The organism is Litchfieldia alkalitelluris, assembly GCF_002153425.1.
GTDB classification, from domain to species: Bacteria; Bacillota; Bacilli; order Bacillales; family Salisediminibacteriaceae; genus Evansella; species Evansella alkalicola.
In genome coordinates, this window is sequence record NZ_KZ119600.1 from 1,215,021 (window position 1) to 1,237,135 (window position 22,115).

24 protein-coding genes are annotated in these 22,115 nt (G+C 41.1%); 21 read left to right on the forward strand and 3 right to left on the reverse strand.

What is annotated here, in order from left to right; all coding sequences use genetic code 11:
- The first annotated feature begins 19 nt into the window (after positions 1-19).
- From BW724_RS05610 to BW724_RS05640, 6 genes are all read left to right on the forward strand, one after another.
- Entirely contained in the window at positions 20-847 is an 828-nt protein-coding gene (locus tag BW724_RS05610; protein ID WP_088074294.1) for a GNAT family N-acetyltransferase, read from the forward strand.
- Positions 848-941: 94 nt separating this feature from the next.
- On the forward strand, positions 942-1,373 hold the full coding sequence (locus tag BW724_RS05615; protein ID WP_088074296.1) for a VOC family protein: 432 nt from the start codon (positions 942-944) through the stop codon (positions 1,371-1,373).
- A gap of 35 nt (positions 1,374-1,408) precedes the next feature.
- On the forward strand, positions 1,409-1,630 hold the full coding sequence (locus tag BW724_RS05620) for a hypothetical protein (RefSeq protein WP_088074298.1): 222 nt from the start codon (positions 1,409-1,411) through the stop codon (positions 1,628-1,630).
- A complete protein-coding gene (locus BW724_RS05625; RefSeq protein ID WP_088074300.1) occupies positions 1,631-2,251 on the forward strand; it encodes a hypothetical protein in 621 nt (206 codons plus the stop codon).
- Positions 2,252-2,860: 609 nt separating this feature from the next.
- On the forward strand, positions 2,861-3,109 hold the full coding sequence (locus BW724_RS05635; protein WP_088074304.1) for a hypothetical protein: 249 nt from the start codon (positions 2,861-2,863) through the stop codon (positions 3,107-3,109).
- Between the two features lie 96 nt (positions 3,110-3,205).
- Positions 3,206-3,448 carry a hypothetical protein gene (locus BW724_RS05640; protein WP_088074306.1) on the forward strand — a complete coding sequence of 81 codons (243 nt, stop codon included), beginning with the start codon at positions 3,206-3,208 and terminating at the stop codon, positions 3,446-3,448.
- Between the two features lie 282 nt (positions 3,449-3,730).
- On the opposite strand, the gene BW724_RS05645 is transcribed toward BW724_RS05640, so the two are convergent.
- The 3 genes from BW724_RS05645 to BW724_RS05655 form a co-directional block, all read right to left on the reverse strand.
- A complete protein-coding gene (locus BW724_RS05645; RefSeq protein WP_088074308.1) occupies positions 3,731-4,807 on the reverse strand; it encodes an aromatic acid exporter family protein in 1,077 nt (358 codons plus the stop codon).
- Between the two features lie 667 nt (positions 4,808-5,474).
- Complete coding sequence (locus BW724_RS05650) at positions 5,475-9,983, reverse strand: glutamate synthase-related protein (protein WP_088074310.1); 4,509 nt, start codon at positions 9,981-9,983, stop codon at positions 5,475-5,477.
- Positions 9,984-10,283: 300 nt separating this feature from the next.
- A complete protein-coding gene (locus BW724_RS05655; RefSeq protein ID WP_140354916.1) occupies positions 10,284-11,588 on the reverse strand; it encodes a glutamate-1-semialdehyde 2,1-aminomutase in 1,305 nt (434 codons plus the stop codon).
- A gap of 1,529 nt (positions 11,589-13,117) precedes the next feature.
- On the opposite strand from BW724_RS05655, the gene BW724_RS05660 reads away from it, so the two are divergent.
- The 15 genes from BW724_RS05660 to BW724_RS05725 all read left to right on the forward strand — a co-directional run bounded on the left by BW724_RS05660 (position 13,118) and on the right by BW724_RS05725 (position 21,784).
- On the forward strand, positions 13,118-13,558 hold the full coding sequence (locus tag BW724_RS05660; RefSeq protein ID WP_176371310.1) for a potassium channel family protein: 441 nt from the start codon (positions 13,118-13,120) through the stop codon (positions 13,556-13,558).
- 60 nt (positions 13,559-13,618) lie between these two features.
- Positions 13,619-14,086, forward strand: coding sequence for a thioredoxin-dependent thiol peroxidase (gene bcp / locus BW724_RS05665; protein WP_088074313.1), 468 nt, complete (start codon positions 13,619-13,621; stop codon positions 14,084-14,086).
- A gap of 103 nt (positions 14,087-14,189) precedes the next feature.
- Positions 14,190-14,339 (forward strand): hypothetical protein, encoded by a 150-nt coding sequence (locus tag BW724_RS05670; RefSeq protein ID WP_176371311.1) that lies wholly within the window; start codon positions 14,190-14,192, stop codon positions 14,337-14,339.
- A 4-nt stretch (positions 14,340-14,343) separates the two neighbouring features.
- A complete protein-coding gene (locus BW724_RS05675) occupies positions 14,344-15,075 on the forward strand; it encodes a class I SAM-dependent methyltransferase (RefSeq protein WP_088074315.1) in 732 nt (243 codons plus the stop codon).
- Positions 15,076-15,298: 223 nt separating this feature from the next.
- Entirely contained in the window at positions 15,299-15,559 is a 261-nt protein-coding gene (locus tag BW724_RS05680; protein WP_417891351.1) for a hypothetical protein, read from the forward strand.
- Positions 15,560-15,653: 94 nt separating this feature from the next.
- Positions 15,654-16,091, forward strand: coding sequence for a hypothetical protein (locus BW724_RS05685; RefSeq protein ID WP_088074319.1), 438 nt, complete (start codon positions 15,654-15,656; stop codon positions 16,089-16,091).
- A gap of 268 nt (positions 16,092-16,359) precedes the next feature.
- Positions 16,360-16,821 (forward strand): GNAT family N-acetyltransferase, encoded by a 462-nt coding sequence (locus tag BW724_RS05690; RefSeq protein WP_088074320.1) that lies wholly within the window; start codon positions 16,360-16,362, stop codon positions 16,819-16,821.
- Positions 16,822-16,873: 52 nt separating this feature from the next.
- Complete coding sequence (locus tag BW724_RS05695; protein ID WP_088074322.1) at positions 16,874-17,344, forward strand: hypothetical protein; 471 nt, start codon at positions 16,874-16,876, stop codon at positions 17,342-17,344.
- Positions 17,345-17,358: 14 nt separating this feature from the next.
- On the forward strand, positions 17,359-17,781 hold the full coding sequence (fosM, locus tag BW724_RS05700; protein ID WP_088074324.1) for a FosM family fosfomycin resistance protein: 423 nt from the start codon (positions 17,359-17,361) through the stop codon (positions 17,779-17,781).
- A 113-nt stretch (positions 17,782-17,894) separates the two neighbouring features.
- Positions 17,895-18,356, forward strand: a complete 462-nt coding sequence (locus BW724_RS05705) for a VOC family protein (RefSeq protein ID WP_088074325.1) — start codon at positions 17,895-17,897, stop codon at positions 18,354-18,356.
- A gap of 23 nt (positions 18,357-18,379) precedes the next feature.
- Positions 18,380-18,850 carry a GNAT family N-acetyltransferase gene (locus BW724_RS05710; RefSeq protein ID WP_088074327.1) on the forward strand — a complete coding sequence of 157 codons (471 nt, stop codon included), beginning with the start codon at positions 18,380-18,382 and terminating at the stop codon, positions 18,848-18,850.
- 52 nt (positions 18,851-18,902) lie between these two features.
- Entirely contained in the window at positions 18,903-19,346 is a 444-nt protein-coding gene (locus tag BW724_RS05715) for an NUDIX domain-containing protein (RefSeq protein ID WP_088074328.1), read from the forward strand.
- Between the two features lie 300 nt (positions 19,347-19,646).
- A complete protein-coding gene (locus tag BW724_RS05720) occupies positions 19,647-20,339 on the forward strand; it encodes a class I SAM-dependent methyltransferase (RefSeq protein ID WP_088074329.1) in 693 nt (230 codons plus the stop codon).
- 96 nt (positions 20,340-20,435) lie between these two features.
- A complete protein-coding gene (locus BW724_RS23520; protein WP_176371312.1) occupies positions 20,436-20,597 on the forward strand; it encodes a hypothetical protein in 162 nt (53 codons plus the stop codon).
- 140 nt (positions 20,598-20,737) lie between these two features.
- On the forward strand, positions 20,738-21,784 hold the full coding sequence (locus BW724_RS05725; RefSeq protein WP_088074330.1) for a DUF3231 family protein: 1,047 nt from the start codon (positions 20,738-20,740) through the stop codon (positions 21,782-21,784).
- Positions 21,785-22,115: the final 331 nt, after the last annotated feature.

Sequence of the window (22,115 nt, forward strand, 5' to 3'; positions counted from 1 at the left end):
GAAGGGGAGGCGAAATCTAGTGATCTCAGAATTAAAGAAATCTGAATTTTTCAAATGTGAGGGTTTGTTAAATGAGCAAGGTCATTTAGAACCAAAGGCAATTGTCAAAGGCATAAACCCTGGACGTATTTTTGTAGATGACATCGATTCTCCAACTTCGGGTATGATTTGGTTAGGTAATAACGATGGATTTTTCTTTATTGCAAATGAACGAAACGAAGGTTTTAACGCCGAAATAAACCATTTCATAAATACAATTATTAGTCCAGAGGCCAAAAAGGTAGGTTTAACTTGGTTTGAGGGGATCGGTAACCATAGTAGATGGGATGAAACTATACAAAAGCTATTTAAATATCGTAATTTAGAAAGTTGGAATCAAAGGGTTTATTCATTGGAGAAAAAAGATTATAAAGGTAACTTAGATCTTGCTGTAGAAGAGTATAATATTGTCAGAATTACTGAAACACTTTTTAATAACAGTAAGAATTCAATTAATAATATTGATTTTTTGCAATCAAAGATACTAGAGTTTTGGACAACACCAGAAAGGTTCTTTCATGATGGCATTGGTTACTGTGCTGTTTATAAAAATAAAATAGTAAGTATTTGTATTTCGGGGTTTGCTGTTTGTAATGTTCACTGTATTGATATTGAAACGTTAGAAGAGCATCAAGGTAAAAAATTAGCACAAAAAGTAGCTTTGACTTTTGTAAAACATTGCTATGATAATAATCTAGTACCCTATTGGGATTGTATGGAGTCTAACAAAACTTCGATTGCAGTTGCAGAAAAAATCGGTTTAAAAAATGCATTTAACTACAAGGGATATACCTTTAAGTTTGAATAATTTACTCTATTTTTTAGTGAGGTATGTTAATGACAGCAAAGTTTAACAGAGCGTTTTAAAAAATGTTTTATAAATAAACTTGATGGAAAACGCTATGGTATTGCAACGAGTTAGTTTGATAACAATTGGAGCTTTTGATTTACCTTTACTTCGCTCTTTTTATAAAAGTCTTGGATGGGAGGAGACAGAAATTAGTTCTGATAATTATGCCGCTTTTAAAACAGCTGGAGTAATCCTTTCTATATACCCAATTGAAGAATTAGCAAGAGATGCAGGTTTGAAAATTAACATGAATACAGATAGCTTCCGCGGTGTTTCTTTTGCTATAAATGTTAATAAACTTCAAGAAGTAGATGAAACCATCGATGAAATAAGAAAAGCTGGTGGAAAAATATTAAGAGAGCCAAGTGATGCTTTTTGGGGAGGAAGAACAGCGTATTTTGCTGATCCGGAGAACAATATATGGGAAGTTGCATATAACCCATCATCTGTTTTTGATGAAAGGGGAGCAATGCTTTCCTATTAAACAGGGGTTACAGGGGGTTATGGTTTGGAAAAAATATGTCTGGTGGTGTTGAAAACTTGAAGCAGTTTGTTAATGGATTATTAGTAGTTATCTTTTTCATTATCTATATTAATGTTTTTAATATACTTATAAGTTATACTATTGGCGGTTTTTGGTCTGGATTATCTACATTGATAGGTACCATCATTGTAGTTGTTGCATCGATTATTTTAGGGATAGTAACGAAAGAAAAAGTTGTTGAAATAATCAAAGGTTAAATGATTAATAGACGTAGCATAAGGGAGGAAACTGTCATTACTTTTAAAGAAAAAATAATTGTTACTGTAATTGGTGTTTTAGTTATTTCTTTTGTTATTTGGTTAAGTGGAGTGCCTGGGCTATTGATAAATGGAATCAGTCATCTATCAAATAATGAAGACAAGTATCATAACATGGCCCATCAGGTGGAAGGAGAATTTGTTGTTGAAATTGACTTAAGCGATCTTGAAAGCAACGAAGGGAAAATCTTATATGATGATAAAACTCAAATTTATATTTCACATCTCAACGTTGAAAATGATTCAAATTATGAAGTAATTTTCAGGTCAAGTGGCAATTATAATACAAGTGGCGCTTCATTAGTATCTGGAATTGAGCATGCTACATTTAATAACGAACCTTCGAAGATATTTCAGGCTGAGGCAAAAGCGACATATGGAGGAGAAACCTTTGTCTTATCACCAGCCACTTCTACTGACTTAGTCTATCGGGACGGAGATAAATTTGGATTTTACTTATTCCCAGAAGGGGAAGAGGTTGAAATTGATTTGGACACTGACCCAATTATTGAAGTGGAAGTAACCAATTTATACCGGAATCTTTGGGTGAAGAAACCTTAATAAGAGTAAGGTAGCGTTTGATTATTGTGGAGGGATTAGTAAGATGACTTTTAATAAAAAAATCGTTGTAAATCTATTTATTTTCGGTTTTTTCGCTGGAATCGCAGTTACAGGAATATATTATATGTTTGTAATATAAGTCTTCAAGTTTGATAAGATTAATTACTTTCATTCTCGATACATAGTTATCTAGTTTTTGTTAAAAAGAAAATGTCTTGGGGTGGATGTAAAGTGGAGCTACTCTTATATGGCTTTATAGCTTCAGTTATCATTCATTTCGTTTATATACTATGCATGGTAGGCTTTGGATATATAAAAACAAAGTTACATAAGCCAGACATATCAAAGGTAGATCAACTTCCAAATAAAGTTGCTCATGGCAGGCGAAGTTCCCCAGTTTTCCTAGTATTTTCTCTGGTGGGAGTAGCCCTAATTTGTTGGTTGATTTTACTTCTATATAATAATATTTTTGGTTAACAGGGCATTTCTTGAGGAAGGAGAAATGCTCTTTTTTGTCGAAGGTATTGGGATAAAACAGCTTGTGCATATGCTTAGGGACTTATACGAGTTTTGGCCAAAAAAGCAAGTGGGTGGGTTGGGGGAAAAACAGTGGAAAAACTAGATAAACAAAGTCAGAAAAATCTCACGGAAGCTTATCATGTACTAGGAAATGTGGTAATGGTATGTGCCCTTTCATTTATCGTACTTTTTTATTCAATGGAATCTATACCAAGCTGGTCTTACGGAATTGTAGTTAGTTTAAGTGGAATTATCGTCATAAATCTATGTAGAAAAATAACCTTAAAGCAAATGTATGGAATCAACTTTCTTTTAATCCTCATTTGTTTTCTAATCTGATGTTCAGATAGAAACAGTAGGACATTTAGGCATTACCCCTAAATCGCCAAGGGTGCATCTTGTATAAACATAAATTAGGTGAGGGTGGGATATATTTTGAAATATTGGTGGTATTTATTTATCAGTGGTTTTGTTACATTTATAACCTATACGGAACGGCTTTTCTTCTGGTATCGAATGGACGAAAGATTTCCTGGCTCCATGAGTGATTGGCAGATGTATATATGGTGGGGAATCATCGCGTATTTATCCATCTTATTGTTCATTAAGTGGCGGCATGAGAGGAAATCCACTTATCGTGACTCCAATACTGGGGAAAAAACTAGTTCGGCAAGCTAATCATAGAAAAAGGGCTGAGACAAAAGTGTTTTAACATATGAAAGTCCGAACATTCGCTACGGAAATATACTTCGCTTTCACCGAAGGCATAAGTGCGACATCTGCTCATTCTTCGCAGTGTCTTCTTTACCGCGGGCGGCTGGTGAGCCTCCTCGCTGCGTTGCATCTGCGGGGTCTCACCCCTGCCTTTGAATCCCGCAGGAGTCTTTGTATATTTCCTCCGCTTTAGTTTATGGTTCGGAATTTTAGTTAAGCACTTTAGTTATGTCCCAGCCTCTTCATTTATAACTCTTTATCTTTGATCTTTAATTTATTATCAGACCTGTGGTATTTGAAGAATCCGTCTACAAGGCGGTCTAGCCTTTCTAGTTCCTCACTGTATTCAATAATTAAGGCGATGACTGGGAAAAAGTGAATCCAGTCGTTTCGATCAACTTCGCCTTCATCGTAAAACGACATGAACAGGTCCGTCAACTGTCTTTTTCCAAGACCGACTTCCTCATAAATTTCCTCTGGAGTCTGCTTCACTTTCCCACTATATTTTAAGAAGATACGTTCCTGATAATTGGTTAAGTAGTCCAAATGATCACGAATAATATCCTGCATAGCTACTGGTAATTCATTTAGCTCATTCTCATACTTGCTTAATGCATCTAAAATCCGATAAGACTTCGACGTGCTGTTCACCATCTGGCGGAATAAAACCACTTTACGCATACGTGGAAACTCATTTTTTCGCAAATAATGACGCTCTTCCCGATATAGTGAAAGTAAATTCTCAATCTTACCTAATGAGAGCTTCAGCTTCGGAAGGTCACTCTTTAAGGCTCGAAAATCCCCTTCATGACGAGTCACGACGCGAATCCATTGAATGATTTGATCGTTTGTATCAACCACCTTGTGATAAAGGAGGTTCTCATGCTTCGGCGGTAAGAAGATCATATTCACGATAAATGCAGCAATGACGCCGATAAAAATAAGGAAGAAACGATTCATCGCAAAATGAATGAAATCATCAGTAGGACTTCCCATAATTACGATGGACGTAACCACTGCCAACGGAATGATTGCTTCTTTCTTCAACTTCAAATGGATCGCAATCACTAACATAATTACGACACCGACTACAAACGGTTCGTGGCCGAATGCTAAAACAAAGATGATTGCCAAGGCTGCGCTTAGAATGTTTGCTTGAATCTGATCCCAAATTAGGACAATACTTTTGTGTACAGATGGCTGCACGGATAAAAATGCAGCAAGCGCTGCGAATGCAGGTGTTTCAAAGCCTAGCCATAGTGCAGAATATAATGCCAATGTAACAGCTAAACCTGTTTTAAAAATACGGGCTCCAAGCCTCATTTGTATTCATGACCCTTTCTACAGTTAATATTTCAATTTCATATAGATGATTTGATTTTCATTAGGTGAAGCGGGGGAAGCGGGTTAAGCGCTGTTTCCCCGGTCTTTTTCTCGGTTTCGTACGTGTGATTTACATATGAATATACTTTAATATATAAATCATATCGAAACATACTCTACACTGGATTTAGTAAACAATCAAGCCTAATCTATAATAAGGAATATAATGTCTTAAAGATTGTGTCTTTTTTGTTACCTTCGTTGCTACCTTGTTACCTGGTAACTTGCATGCACATCAATGGTGGCATAAGCCTTGAGGGACAACAACTATGCCCTTTGATGTGCGATATATTGGTTGAGTTACCAGTTAACGTGCTCTTACGAGCACGATATCACTCTAGAATCTAGTGTCCCACTTCCACTATATTAGTATTCTTCCATTCTTATACATGAAACAAACTCCCGATCTACAAGAAGTAGATTGGGAGTTTGCTTTATTATATACAGTCGTGAACGTGTGTGCGATATACCGGTTGGTTACCTGGTAACAAGGTGAGGTGCGTTATATGAGTTGGTTACCTGGTAACGCAATGAGTATTTCATTCGAAATGCTACAAACATATGCGGCGCAACGTTCGATATATGATGTGATTACCAGCTAACAAGGTTACTCCGTGGATACTGCTGGGTCCGCTTGCTCCTTCACAGGAATCACCTGCAAGAAGTTTTGCTTTGGATCCTGTAACAGCTCCGCTACGAAGGCAGCTTCGTCAGCCTGGCCGTGTTCCTTTAATTCATTGTGATAGATTGTGAGAAGCTCAGTGACGTCCATGACACCAGTTTCTGACAACTCTTCAATGCTGACCATGGCACCTTTTGCGATACGGGACTCAAGGGCAGCTTTATCCAAACCGTTTTCAGGATCGTGTCGGAGGTAGACAGCACCACCAGTCATACCTGCACAAATCCATGGACCTGGGTCACCAAGGACAAGTCCGCGACCATTTGTCATATATTCAAAGGCAAACCCTTTAATATTGGCGTGAACGCCAATATTATGCTTGCGAGAGCTGTCAATTGGCTGCTTTAGGCGGCCACCGAAGATCATGTCAGCGCCAGAGAGACGGATACCTGCACGGGAGTCAGCATTTCCTTGAATGATGAACAACCCTTTTTGAGCACCGTAGCCTGCACCTTTACCAACAGAACCGTTGACGTATTCCCCGTGAAGCCCTTTTGATTTTAAAATCTTGAAGCTTCCACCAAATGAAGTTTTCCCAACGCCGTCTTGAGCACCACCAGTGATGTGAATGTTGACGCCGTCACTGTTATAAGCCCCGAGGCCGTTCCCGACAATGGATCCGTTTGTATACTTCAGATCGATTTCAGGAAGCTGACGGTAGGAACCGTCTAACTTTCCGCGCACTCGGTGACAAGCAACGCGGCTACCTAATACTCGTTGTTCTGCTGTGACGGAGGAGTATTCACGGGAAGTCATTAACTCTTCGACATTTCCATCTAAATACTCAGCGCCCACTGCAACAGCTAGCTTAGATTCAACTTTCTTCACTTCCTGTACTTGTGGTTCGATCGTTGTAATATCTTGCTCAGGAAGTGTTGCAAGAAGTTCTTCTAGGTTCATTTGGTCAAAACCTTGCACTTGTTCTAATAAATCTGCGCGACCAACTAAGTCTTGCGTTTTTTCAAAACCTAAGGCTGCAGTTAAAGTTTGTAGCTCTTTACCGAAAGCATTGAACATATTCATAAGGCCTTGAACAGCGAGATCATATTCACGAGGGACAAAGCGTCGTAAGCCGTGTTCCTTCGCTTGTGCTTCCGTTTCAATTTGCGTGGCAATACCAACGTGACAAGTGTCTAAGTGACAGCCACGACAAGCCGTACAACCAACTGCGATCATGGATAATGTTCCGAAACCAATGCGGTTTGCACCAAGAAGCATTAACTTTAATGAATCTAGGGCGCTCTTCACACCGCCGTCAGCCCAGATTTCCACTTTGTGGCGAAGGCCTGCTTCAAGCAAGGCAAAGTGAGCCGCTTTAACACCAATTTCCGCTGGAAGTCCAACGTGTTGGAGTGCGTGAACACGGGCTGCACCAGTACCGCCGTCAAAACCACTAAGTGTGATGTAATCAGCACCAGCTTTTGCAATACCGACAGCGATGGTTCCGATATTTGGTACGATCGGCACTTTTACAGCAACTTTTGCTTGGTCGTTAGCTGTTTTAATCTCTGTGATCATTTGCGCTAAATCTTCGATAGAGTAAATATCATGGTTGTTTGATGGTGAAATTAAGTCAGATCCAGTTGTTGCGTTACGTGCTGCTGCAACCTTTTCTGTAACTTTAGAACCTGGTAAGTGACCACCTTCACCTGGCTTAGCCCCTTGACCAATTTTTATCTCAAGTAGATTTGTTGAATTTAATAACTCTACGTTGACTCCGAATCTACCAGAGGCAATTTGTTGTCCACGAGTATTTGGATACTTTCCGAGCATATCCTTGATTTCTCCACCTTCACCGTTGAAGCTGATCATGTTGAGGCGATCGGCAGCTTCTGCATAAGCGCGGAAGGCAGTTTCATTTTGAGAACCGAAGGACATGGAGCTGATCATAAATGGTAGGCTATGATTTGCAACACCTACATCTACCTTTTCAGCTGCTACATTTGAATCTACCTTTTTCAGATCCGTTAAGTGACGGATACTGATAGGGTTTTTTGATTCCTGTTCACTAAGCTTTTCGCGGTACGCATCGTAGTCGCCGCGACCAGAGGCCAAGTCACCTAGAGCTTTCCAAAGGCGAGGGAAGATGTGGAACGTTTTCCCTGGACGAGCCTTTTCGTTCATGTGATCTTTCATTCGCTCTAGGCTATCCTGCTCCATTTGCTCGAAGTTGTAAGCTAGATTTTTTCCACCTAAGAAGTTCACGATATTGAGATGGTCGGCAATCTCTTCATTTAATCCCATAGAGGAGAAGAGGCGTCCGTAACCCCTTAGCTCGTGAATTCCGATCGTTGAAATGATCTTTTCCAACCCTTTGTTAAGGGCACCAAATAATTTTTCCGCAGGGGTCAATTCTTTCTCCACAACAGATGCAAACATCACATACGGGTGGACGAGATCAGCACCTAGGCCGAAGATAACGGCGATATCATGCAAGGAACGAATGCTGCCAGATCTTACGACAAAGGAGCAGTCGCGACGCTTTTCTAGCTTCGTTAAACCTTGGTCCACTGCTGAGACAGCGAGATGTGGATCGATCCAATAGTTGCCGTCTTGATGAGCCTTCATGTCGTCAAAAACTAGGAAGGACTTCCCTTCATCGATGGCTTGACTCGCTTCCTCCGTTAGACGGTTGAGAGTATCCTCCACTGTCTCCTCTTCGTAACGCACCATGGAAAGGGTCTTCGCTTCATTTGCTTGATTGAATGTTGCAAGGAGTCCCTCGAAAGTCGGCTGACCATGAGCTTCTTGCAAGGATTTACCAGCCACGCCCTCTGCAATGATTGGTGAATTTAACTCGACAATAGTTTGTAAAGCTTCTTTATTAAATAGGGCAGGGCGTTTTCCGATGACAACGCGAGTGGAGAAGTGCTCCATTTCACGGTCACGGTCAATCGCAGGGTTCGTTACAACTGCCACACTTTCTTTAATAAAATCAGCTACATTTTTTCTGCCTGGGTGTAACGCAGCAAGTGGGGCATCATGTCCGAGTGAGCGGATTGGCTCGGCCCCTTTTTCCGCCATCTGTTCAATAAGTTGAATGTGTTCACGATCCCAACCATTCGCGGAATATACTGCAGGTGTAACGGTTTGCTGAAATTTAATAGACTCTGTATTTACAGATAAGTTTGTGTTGAGGCGTTCATGAGCGTTTTCAATTGGCAAGCGACCAGCCATTCTGCTGTACACTTCCTCTTGCAATTCATCATGCCAGAAAACATCGATGACGCCCGTTTCTTTGTTACGTACTAACCCTACTTTTTCACCAGGAGCTAATGGTTTCGGCTCTGCCTGATAATGGTCAGAAGTGAAAAGCCCTTGCTCTGATGAAAAGGCGTAGCTTGTTTTTGTTTCAAGCATCCAAACTGGACGGAGGCCTAAAGCATCTACACTATACACCGCTTCATTTTTATAGCGGGAAATGATCCCTGCAGGCCCTTGCGCGAAATGGCCCCACGCTTCACGAATGTAAGTATATAAGTCTTGCAAATGAGCTGGAAAATTCTTAATCTCATTGATAATCGGCGGGAACAGAACCTCCATCGCTTCAAATAGGGAGAGCTCATGTCTTGAAATGAACGTATCAAGGACACGGTTTAAGTCCTGTGAGTCACTACCCCCATCAACAAGCGGTACGCCAAGCATATTCGCCTCGTCCCGTAATTTAGCGATCGTATTAATTTCCCCGTTGTGACCAATGACACTAAACGGCTGCACGCGGAAAAAATTAGATAGTGTATTTGTCGAATAACGGTTATGCCCTAACGTTGTCGTTGAGGCTACGAATGGGTTAGCCAAGTCGTTGTAATACCTTGGGAGAATGTCTCCTCCACCCATTACTTTGTAAACAGCATGCTCATTGCTGAAAGAAGCCACATGAACTAACGTATTCTCTTCTATTTCAATCATTAATTCAAAGAGGAGAGAGGCCAACGGTTTGTCTTGGTCAAGCTGTTCTCCAACTAACGCCACTTGCCAAAAAACAGGTTCGTGTTTTTTACCAATTGGCCCTAGTGCTTCTCGGTTTGTTTCACTTGTGCTTTCAAAAATAAAGTTGAAGCCTTTGCTCGTAATTTTATCGCGCATCTCTTGCTGCGTCTGTTCTGCATCTGCTTCGTTATCAATGAAGAAATGTCCCACTGTGAATGTCTCTTCATTTACGAGTGAAGGATCTACATTCTTGGATTCGAGCTTCTGTTTCCAAAGGGCTCTTGGAATATCGATATGGATTCCGACACCGTCCCCTTCATCGTTAATAAATCCAGCACGATGATTCATTTTGATGAGTGCCTGAATGGTGTTGTCAATGTTGTCCTTTGTAGGAATGTTCTCTTTCTCTACGAATGATACGATTCCACAACTGTCATGCTCCTGTTTAAGTGCTCCCCGGAAGGTCTCAATTAGTTTGTTTTGGTTTCTCATATTGATGGTCATAATCTGACCTTCACCTCCTAAAGTGATTCGTCCTCTGTAATTCCGGAGATAATCTGACATCAAAAGGCAATAATTATCCATGATTACAGAATTGTCTGAATTACTTTAACGATATCACCGGATGTATAAAAGAACAATATTTTATACAGGGGGTTTCGGAAAAATCAATCTAATTTTGATATGAGTTAATCTCATTTTGGTATTAGATTGTTGATTTTATAAGTGTTTTGTAAGCGTTTGCAGTTGTGGGAGGGGGCAAAAATGAGCACCTCCTGAGAAGTGCTCGCTTATATTTATTCATTATTTTGTATATTTCCAATTAGAGAATACCGTTTGTACAGCCTGGATTGTCTGCTCCACATCCTTTTCTGTATGAGCGATGGTTAAAAACCAAGCTTCATATTTAGAAGGGGCTAAATTAATGCCTTGCTGAAGCATTTGTTTAAAAAAGTAAGCGAACATTTCTCCATTACTGTTTTCTGCGTCCTCATAATTTTTCACTTCACCAGCTTCAAAGTAAACGGTGAGGGCACCTTTTAAGCGGTTGATCGTGATTGGGATTTGGTATTGTTGACCTGCTTCTGCAATTCCAGCCTCAAGTTTTTCCCCAAGCTTGTCTAAATAGTCGTAAGTGTCTTCTTTCTTCAATACTTCGAGGCAAGCGATTCCTGCGCGGATAGATGCAGGATTACCTGCCATCGTCCCAGCCTGGTACGCTGGTCCAAGTGGCGCCACCTGCTCCATAATTTCCTTCTTCCCGCCATAAGCACCGATTGGAAGACCGCCGCCTATAATTTTTCCAAGGGCCGTAATATCTGGCTCGACCCCAAGGAGGTTCTGGGCACCGCCGTACATGAAGCGGAATGCGGTGATCACCTCATCGTAAATGACGAGGGCACCAGCTGCGTGTGTCAGTTCATTTACTTTTTCTAAAAAACCAGGTGCTGGCTCTACAATGCCAAAGTTGCCTACAATCGGCTCCACCATAACTGCAGCAATGTCATCGCCCCAATGGTCCAGTGCTTCCTTCAAGGCGTCCGTGTCATTGAACGGAACAGTGATGACTTCTTTGGCGATGCTCTTTGGCACCCCAGCGGAATCTGGGTTCCCCAACGTGGATGGCCCTGACCCTGCAGCAACGAGCACAAGGTCGGAGTGGCCATGATAGCAACCAGCAAATTTAATGATTTTGTCCCTACCCGTGTACGCTCGGGCGACTCGGATGGTTGTCATCACGGCTTCTGTCCCAGAATTAACAAATCTGACCTTTTCCAAGGAAGGGATCGCTTCCTGAAGCATGGCCGCAAATTTGTTTTCGTGTACGGTCGGTGTGCCGTAAAGAACTCCATCTTCCGCAGCTTCTTGAATGGCCTTTGTAATGTGGGGGTGGGCATGTCCCGTAATGATCGGCCCGTATGCAGCCAGATAATCTATGTATTGATTGCCGTCTTCATCCCAAAAGTAAGCCCCTTTTCCTTTTTTCATAAAAACTGGGGTGCCGCCTCCAACGCCTTTGTAGGAGCGGGACGGACTGTTAACGCCACCTACGATTACATCTTGGGCTTCTTTATATAATTCCTCTGATCGATTGAAATTGAGATTCAATGTGGATCCTCCTTTTATGTGTGTGGTTAGGTTGTTAGATTGTTAGGTTGGTTGAGCCTGATATGGGCTTGTGCTGTTAATGGTATTTGTTGATATGAGCTTGTGCTGTTATGGCATTCGTTGATATGGGCTCATGCTGTTATACGCTCGTATGGTGACTATTGTACCATTTTATATGAGGAGAGTAGAAATGATATATGAGGGGGGAGGCTGAGTGTGGAGTTTTGGAGGGAGAGTTGGGCGGGGAAGAGAAGGGCATGGTTGGGAATCGGGTTGGGGCATTTGGAGGGGGGAGGTTTAATTCCCTCAGATGCGGCTAGTAGATAGAAAAAAGGTAATTAAAAGGGGTTTGGTTTGTTTTTTTGGTTGGTGTGCTCGTGGTATAAGGGTTTATAGTAGGTTTAATTGCCCGGAGCAACGGTGGGTCGATGGTTTCGGGCACTAATCCAAGCTGATAGTGCCCGGAGCAACGATGAGGTGAGTGCTTCGGGCACTAAACCGAGCTGATAGTGCCCGGAGCAATAGTGAGACGAGCGCCTCGGGCACTAATGCATGTTGATAGTTCCCGGAGCAATGGTGAGACGAGTCCTTCGGGCACTATTCCTAGCTGATAGTGCCCGGAGCAAAGTTGATGTGAGCGCTTCGGGCACTAATCCGAGCTGATAGTGCCCGGAGCATCGGTGATGCGAGTGCTTCGGGCACTAATCCGAGCTGATAGTTCCCGGAGCAACGGTGATGCGAGCGCTCCGGGCACTAATCCATGCTAATAGTGCCCGGAGCAATAGTGATGCGAGTGCTTCGGGCACTAATGCATGTTGATAGTTCCCGGAGCAACAGTGAGACGAGTGCTTCGGGCACTAATCCGAGCTGATAGTGCCCGAAGCAACGTTAAGACGAGTCCTTCGGGCACTAATGCATGCTGATAGTGCCCGAAGCAACAGTGAGACGAGTGCTTCGGGCACTAAACCGAGCTGATAGTGCCCGAAGCAACGTTAAGACGAGTCCTTCGGGCACTAATGCATGCTGATAGTTCCCGGAGCAACAGTGAGACGAGTGCTTCGGGCACTAATGCATGTTGATAGTGCCCGGAGCAAAGTTGATGTGAGCGCTTCGGGCACTATTCCGAGCTGATAGTGCCCGGAGCATCGGTGATGCGAGTGCTTCGGGCACTAAACCGAGCAGATAGTGCCCGAAGCAATGTGAAAGGCGATCCAAAGGGAACTAAAATCAAACCGCAGGATAGCACATAAACCAATTTAGTCTTAAAAAAGGTAATTATTCTTCGGGGTGTAGCCCCAAGCTCTTGTTTTGACCTATCTTTCAAGCAAGTACCTTGATTAGTTATTTCGATTGCTTTAGAAAAAAGTATTTAACCAGGATGTTGCGATCCAACCATTGTCGCGGCTTCGTCCACGCCGCCACCCCAATCCCCCCTCCTCCCACACGCAAAACCACGAACAATCAAAAAAATCCAACTCACTTGTCCTATTTCACTATTTTTTTTCATAAAGTAAATGGAGGTGATTACAATGATGGACCTCCTAATTATGTTTGCTATGTTCATTGCGAGTGCGGGAGTTATTGTTAGCTTAGTTTTGTTATTGAGAAACCAGCCTCCAGAAGGGCGCAGGATATCCACGAGGAATTTCATAATCCTGATCATTGTTTATGCGACGGTGATGTCAGGGTTTGCGGTTATTTACATGGGCTTGGAGCTGTTAGGTCAATCTGTTTTAGTGGAGGGGGAGACCCTTGAATTTACATCTTTGGGGCATTTAATAGAAGATGTCATGTATTTCAGTGCAGTGACGATGCTGACAGTGGGGTACGGGGACATTACACCACAGGGGATCGGGCGCTGGGTTGCCATGGTTCAGGCTTTGATTGGGTATTTATTGCCTGTGGCATTCGTAGTGACGACGGTCATTTACAGTGAGGAAAGGAAGCTCCCGAAAACAGAACGTTTGTAGCATTCTATCAAATTGGTTATCCTATTAATATAGAACTAGTTTGAAGGAGGCTGCAAAAACATGACGATTGAAGTGGGACAAGAGGTGCCTAACTTAACTGTAAAAGGAAATGATGGTAGGGACGTGAGCCTAAAGGATTTCCGTGGAAAGTATGTCGTACTCTATTTTTACCCAAAGGATATGACGCCTGGCTGTACAACGGAGGCTTGTGATTTCCGGGATCAGCATGAGAGCTTTAAGGATCTTGATGCGGTGATTCTTGGCGTGAGTCCAGACCCTGTGGACCGTCATAAAAAATTCATCGATAAGCATGATCTACCGTTTGAGCTTCTGGCAGATGAGGATCATCAGCTTGCGGAAGCATTTGGAGTTTGGAAGCTGAAAAAGAATTTTGGCAAGGAATATATGGGGATTGAGAGATCCACTTTTGTGATTGATCCAGATGGCAAGCTTCTGAAGGAGTGGCGCAAAGTGAAGGTGAAAGGCCACGTGGAAGAAGCTTTGGAGTATTTAAGAGAGGTAAAGTAATAGATATGGGGTTCCGTGATGCGGGGCCTCATATCTATTTTTTTATCAAAAAACTGGAAGGTGATGTTAAAATGAAAGTAGGATAATACGGGAGGAGATAGGGTTGGGTGCAAATGTGAAACTACCGATAACTGTTGATGAAAATCCTGAAAGTAGCAAACAGTGGTTTGATTTTACTGATGAACGGAAGACTTATCGTGAAAAAACAGGTTTTCCAAGTAATAGACCACTGAAGTCTTGGAAAGGGGATTAATGCGATGAAGCAAAACAAATATGATGATCCGAAATTTTTTTCTGCATATGAGAAGATGCCCCGTTCAACAGATGGACTTGAAGCTGCTGGAGAATGGCATGAATTTCAACCACTCATACCTGATTTGGAGAATAAGGACGTATTGGATTTAGGTTGTGGTTTCGGGTGGCATTGTCGATATGCTCGTGAAAACTATGCTCGTTCTGTTATCGGCGTTGATATATCTGAAAAGATGTTAGACAAGGCACGGGAAAAAACGAGTGACCCTCGTATTACATATCTCAAAATGCCCATAGAGGATATTCATTTTTCGCCAGCTCAGTTTGATGTTGTGATTAGCTCTTTAGCTTTCCACTATATCCGTTCGTTCGATTCGTTATGTGAAAAAATATATGATTCCTTAAAGCCAGGAGGTACTTTTGTTTTTTCAGTAGAGCATCCGATATTTACTTCGCGAAGTGATCAAGATTGGATTTACGATGAAGAGGGGAACCGCCTCCATTGGGCAATAGATGATTATCAATCTGAGGGAATACGTGATACCTCATTTTTAACGGAGAATGTAATCAAATATCATCGAACTATTTCTACATATATAAACGACTTAATCCAGGCAGGCTTTCATGTGAAAACGGTCAAGGAACCGAGGCCGTCAAAGGAAATGATCAAGCGTGTTCCCGAGATGAAAGAGGAACTGAGGCGACCGATGTTTTTAATTATTTCCGTGCAAAAATAATGAGCCCTCCATTATTTGTTTATGTTGCTAGTTATACTGGCCATCGCCTTTTTTGTGGATTGGAAAAATAGGGAAATGGTGATAAGCTAATCATACTCAAACGTTGGTTTTTTGTTGTAGATACTAGCTTTTACGCAAGGGCGTTATAAAATGACATTGCTCATCATATCAAAATTTTAAGTAGCCTTTAAAATCAATTGAGCTTGGAAGGGAGTAGATGAAATTGAACAAACAACAAGTCTGGTTAACCTTATCAATTGTGTGCCTTCTAATTGGAATGGCTGCTTGGATACCCAACATCATACTCGAACAAGCAAGTAGCTTCTGGCTATTAACATTTGTGGTAAACCCAATCGGCGCACTCCTTGGTTATTTCGGTAAGAGTAAAGCGGCAATTATATTAAACATCATCATGGCCTGCAGTTTCTTCCTAGTCATGTTTTTCGGCTACTTTTTTGCAGCTATCACAGGTGGCCAACCGTAGAAATGACTGCAGCTAGAAAATCCGGGAATTTACCAAACTTCACTTTTCAGAAAAAAAGGGAACCGCAGAACAACACTCATTAGGGGGAACCAACATGTTTCATAGAAAAATTATGGTAGCCATCATTACATCGTTGATTGCAGTCATCGTTCTGAACATCGTAGCGCCCATGTCCGAGGCAGACGGCGGGCTGTTTCTAGGATTACTTGTGTATCCAATATATATCGTACCCGTTGTTTTTATATATGGTATTATATCTTCCGTCATTTCTGAGCTGATTAGCGCCAAAGTAAAGTCGTTCAACAATGCCCTTTCCCTACTCCTACACATGGCATTTGGGGCAGGATTTATTCTTCCTTATGGCGTCTACTTAGAATCGATCCCCTTCACCCAGCACAGCTTCACAGAAATCTTACTACACCCAATGACCGTCTATAGCACCATTTTTGCGACGATCTTCTTTTTAATTGACTATATTGTAAAAACTTTTTTCTGGAAGGAGCAAGAAGAGGTTGTTCCTGATTCGGACTGATGTCTGGAAATAATTTTTTCATTATTAAAAAAATGGAGTTCGCGTGAAAAAAGGAGGAGAGAGCGATTGAGGTTTTTCCAGTCGAAAAAAGCAAGGTTAATCTATCAAATTAGCTTGTTTATTTTGCTAGTTTTGTTGGGATCCCTCCTTTATCCATCGGGATTTTCAACCACACTGTTCATTATGGCAGGAGTCGGTTTTTTCATAATCATCAATAATCTTAGTTCATCAACTTAATATACATTTTTTTACGTCAGGGGGGATTGGATTGTATCAGTATTTTAATGGACTTGTGATAAGGGAAGGGACGGAGGGGGTTCCTGCAGATGCCGTTGAGGCCCTCTTTAAAGATGCTGGTTGGTCAAGAACAACACCAAACTGGCAGAAGGAAAAGTTCACACTTATTTTTCAAAACGCAACGTGGGCATTTACGGTTTGGGACGATGAGCAGATGATTGCAATGGTCAGGGTGATCTCAGACCAAGTGATGGCTGCAAATATAATGGATTTAGTTGTTCGATCAGACTACCGTGGAAGGGGAATTGGTCAAAAATTAGTTGCGTTATGTGTGCAAAAACTTCCCCATGGTGACTGGTTTGCTCACACTTCATCTAACAACTTCCCTTTCTATGAAAAATGTGGATTTGAGGTAAAGGACATAAGTCAAAATGGGACATGTGCGTATTACGGATATATTCAAGCGAGAAAAGAAGGGCATAGAAAACCGTAATTCCTTTAAAGTGTAGGCAAGAGATGCATGTGGCAGGGGAGGTTGGTTGTAAATGATCGTATTTTTCTTATTTTACGTTTTTATTATTCCTATTTGTATGCTATTACATGAAATCGGGCACGGCCTTGGCATTGTTCTTTTTTCTAAATCACCTGCGCACATTTATTTAGGGAATCATAGTGAAGAAAACAAAGAGAACTTTAAGATAGGAAGATTCCATTTCCATATCCATTGGTCTTACTTTGGTTTTTGCAGGTGGCCCAGTCGACTAACGAAGGGGCAAAAGTTTGCGGCAATGGCAGGTGGGCCTCTTATGTCTCTATTTCTTGTGATTCTGTTTTTCTTGCTATTACAGGAGGTCCCCCAAGGAGAACTGTATAGATTAATACAAGGTATCGTCATCTTTAATGCAATGAATTTTTTAGTAACAGCGATTCCAATGACCTACCCTCGGTGGTTGGGCTCATATGCAGGTCACCCTTCAGACGGGCTGCAATTGTTACGACTATTTCGGGAAAAATAAAAGGGGTGAATACTGTGACGGTTAAGGGGCTTAATCATCTATTATTCTCTGTTTCTGATTTAGAGACCTCGATCAAGTTTTACACAGAAGTATTTGGTGCAAAATTGTTGGTTAAGGGCAGGTCAACTGCCTATTTTGATTTAAACGGGATATGGCTCGCGCTTAACGTGGAGAAAGATATTCCACGTAATGAAATCAGTGAATCGTATACGCATATTGCATTTTCAATCGATGAGGAGGAATTTGACGATATTTACCGAAAACTAAAGGGACTTGATGTCAATATCCTGCCAGGACGCCCGCGAGATGAGAAGGATAGAAAGTCTATTTATTTTACGGACCCAGATGGCCATAAATTCGAGTTTCACACTGGGACACTAGAGGATAGACTGGATTATTACAAAAAAGAAAAGCCACATATGGAATTTTTTGATTGATGCATGGCAACCAATGAGAGTCTGCTGATTCGCAGATTTGCCAACTAGCCAATTCGCCAACTAGCCGACTTGCCGAATCGCAAACTGGCCAATTAGAAAAAGGAGGTCACACGATGATACAAGGATTGTATGAAGCGCATTTACCAGTTAGTAATCTAGAAAAATCAATCGAGTTTTATAGTAAGTTAGGGTTAGAGCTTTCGCACAGGCATGAGGATAAACTAGCATTTTTTTGGATTGAAAAAGATAAAAGCTGGCTCGGACTTTGGGAGACGGACAAGGTGGAGTTGGATTATCACCCTTCCATAAGACATATTGCTTTTCAAGTTTCACTAGAAGGGTTAAAAAATTCAGTTTCTTGGTTAAATGAACGTGGTTTGGAAGCAAGAGAAGCTTTCGGCTTTGAGCCCCATGAACCCTTTATGATGGCACATAACGGCATGGCCCATGCAAAAATTCATTTTTACGACCCAGACGAAAATAGCTTAGAATTGATTTGCAAAATCCCTAATCCGAAAAACATTTCGAAGCGAATGTATTTAAGTGAGTGGGAGAAGTTGAATGAAGAAATCTAGATTGTAAAAAGGAGCAACAGAATATGGAAAGCATAGTTCAGTTAGATCATTACTCAAAAGGATATGAAGCTGATTTAGCTTCATTTGAACTTCCAGAAGAACAAAATCGCTATACATCTTTACCTAACAAGTATACTGAATCAATCGATGGACAGCATCGGATTGTCATTTTAAGTGGTGGAGAACCAGTAGGTTTTTTCATATTACATACATCTGATAGAGTGAAAGATTATTCAGACAACTCAAACGCCATGTTATTAACTTCCCTGTCTATAAATCAAGCACAACAAGGAAAAGGTTATGGGAAACAAGCGATGTTTATGCTGGGTGATTTTATTAAGCGAGAATTTACTAGCTGTAATGAAGTGGTGTTGGCAGTTAATCACAAGAACCTGGCAGCCCAACAACTATATACAAGAGTCGGCTTCAAAGACACAGGAAGGCGGAAAATAGGCCCAATTGGGGAACAATTTATTTTGAATTTTAGGCTTTAGCATGATCCAAAGAAAAGCATCGTTTTGTAAATACAGAAAGTGAGTGTTACTAATGGTTAGAAAAGCCGTCGGGGCCATTGTTTTGCAAAAAGAAAGGTTCCTTCTTGTGAATAAAACAAAGATTAATACAAATCAAGGCAAACAGGAGATCTCAGGGGAATGGGATTTTGTTAAAGGTGGCGTTGAGGACTCGGATCAGAATCTTACTGAAGCTGTGCTGCGTGAATTATATGAGGAGACAGGCTCAAGGGAATATAAGATTGTCAAAGAGTTTACGGAAAAAATATGTTTTGAATTTCCTGAAGAAATAAAGTCGAAAATCGGTTACGACAAACAGGAAACGACCATGTTCCTTGTAGAATTAACAGGAGATGCAAACTCCCTTCAGCCAGAGGACAGTGAAATTTGGGAATTCAAGCTTTTGGAAAAAAACAAGGTGGCAGATGTACTTACCCATCAAGATACAAAGGACTATTTTTTAAAGTATATGAAATAACACATTTGTCTACGTTAATTTGGTTTGCAAATTGTACTGACCGGTGGTGTGAGCGAAAGTCCAGAGTAAAATGTCTCTTCCTCTACAAGCATTTGCTCTGTAGCGTATCCGTCGAGACAACTCGAAGCTTATACGTGATGTAAACGCTCGTTCCTGCGGGATCAAAGGCAGGGGTGAGACCCCGCAGATGCAACGCAGCGAGGAGGCTCACCAGCCGCCCGCGGAAAGCGCCTGGACTGTAGTGAACACCAACACCTGTATCTATAGAATAAACAATTAATTATAAGTAGGAGGGGACCAATGCCAGATCATTCGAAAGTATACACAAAGCAAACGGAAATGTATGACCAAATGATTTCAAAGCAACCTAGTATGCTTGAAGTCATTGAGGAGATTGCGCCGGTAAATGGGATTGATGTCATTGATATGGGGGCTGGTTCGGGCCGGTTAACGACCGTTCTTGCGCCACATGTTAACTCCATTTTGGCGTTGGATTCATCTGCTGAAATGTTGCGGATTATTGACGAAAAGCTGACGGCCCGCGAAAGCTCTAACTTCAATACACGAGTTGCTGACCATCGTGACCTTCCGGCAGAAAACAACAGTGCGGATCTCGTTGTAGCTGGTTGGTCCATTTGTTATCTCGGTAGCTCGAACGTGGAAAACAATGTTCAAAATATCGAGACGGTGATGGCGGAGATCATGCGTGTACTTCGCCCGAATGGAACAGTAATCATTTTTGAAACGATGGGGACAGGCTTCGAAACACCCAATCCACCTGACTTTTTAAAAGAGTACTATTCCTTGTTAGAGAACAAATATGGTTTTTCCCACAAGTGGATTCGTGCTGACTACCAGTTTGATAGTTTGGAGCAAGCTGACGAGTTAACAAGATTCTTTTTTGGCGACGAATTAGCAGATCGGGTGGTACGGGAGAATTTAGTGACGGTGCCTGAGTGTGCAGGCGTTTGGTGGTTGAAAAAAGAAAGTTGAGCAAAGGTAGCGGGCGGAATTTTAAATGATAGCTAGATTTTACTGCATGGCAGATTGAAAAAATAGACTACTCTTTTTGGATAGGGGGGAATCATGATGGGTTTTTATACAATGTGTGCAATTATATTTACTGGAATAGTTATCTGGGGAATGTATGATACAAAAAAGAAAAGCAAGGTAAGAATAGAAGAAATTAGACTAGAACGGGAAAAAGTTATTTTAGAACAAAAAAAGTTAGATAAAAAGCAAGAAGCGTGAGGCTGAGGTGAAAAATAACTAGGATCTTGGATAAGTCCTAATACAGCTATCGGTATTAGAAACTCAAAAGATGAAACTGTATAGCTTTTCCCTTTTTACATATACTACCACTTAACTTCTCATAAATAGGGGGAAAGCAAGTGGATAGGCAATCATTAAATCAAGATGAACTGAAAGACACGAAAGAGCATCAGCAGAACAAAAAATTAGTTTCATCTGAGTTAGGAGATTTATTTGCAAATTATCTTGGTGACTCCTTATTCAGCTGTGTTTTTGAACATCATCTTCAAGTAGTACAAGACAAAGAAGTAAAAGAATTTTTGGAATTTGTATTGAAAAGCTCTAAGAAACATCTGCAAATGATTAAGGACATTTACATAAAAGAGAATATACCAGTACCTGTTGGATTTGGTGAGGATGATGTTAGAAAAGACGCTCCTCCATTGTTTAGTGATATTTTTATGGTTTTTTATATAACAGAGATGGCGAGGGCTGGTCTTCAAACATATGCAAGTGCCCTGTCGATGGCTTTTAGAAAAGATATTATAGACTATTTTACGATGTGCATAAATGAATCTAATGAAATCTATAATAAAGGAACGTATTTATTACTTTCAAAAGGCATGGATATCTCACCGCCAACGATCCCGTACCCTAAAAAAGTGGACTTTATTGAAAAAGACTCTTTTATATCTATTATTGCTGGGAAAATGAGACCTTTAACTGCAATAGAGATAAAGCATTTACAAGCAAACATTAATACAAATATATTGGGAAAAGCAGTGATGTTAGCATTCAGTCAAGTAGCATCGTCGGACGAGCTAAGGGAATACTTTCGAAGAGGAGCTAATTTGGCAAACGAACAAATAGTTGAGCTTGGAAAGTTCCTGATGAGTGGTAATCTACCAACACCAAAGATTATGGATGCACACATTACTGACACAACTACTTCACCTTTTTCAGATAAATTAATGCTGTATCACTCCTCCCTTGCTTGTGGAATTGGGATACAAAACTACGGTACAGCCATTTCGAAAGTAATGAGACACGATATCCATATCCAATTCGGCACTCTCACAGCAAGTATCGGGAAGTTTAGCAATGATGGCTTAAATCTTTTAATTGAAAAAGGCTGGTTGGAGGAGCCACCTACAGCTGCTGATAGGGAAAAGCTATCTAAAATGTAATGACAGACATATGTGAAAAGAAAGCCCATGGCGGCCGTAGCCCCTCTTGAGTGATGGGAAGAATTTTCACGCAGACAAGGGGTAGCCTTTGCTATCTTAGTGCAGCGTTTGATTTGGAAAAAATGAATATGATTTTTTAACAAGAAGGTAAGCTAACACAATGTTTTTACACAGCATTAGCTTGCCTCTTTTTGCATCTGTTAAATAGTTTGTTAGAACAGTAAGCACACATGAAGAAAGTGAGTTAATACATAATAGCTTTCATATTTACTTTCTACCTGAATGTTTTCCCTATAATGTTTATTAGGAATATACTATGATTTTTTTTGGA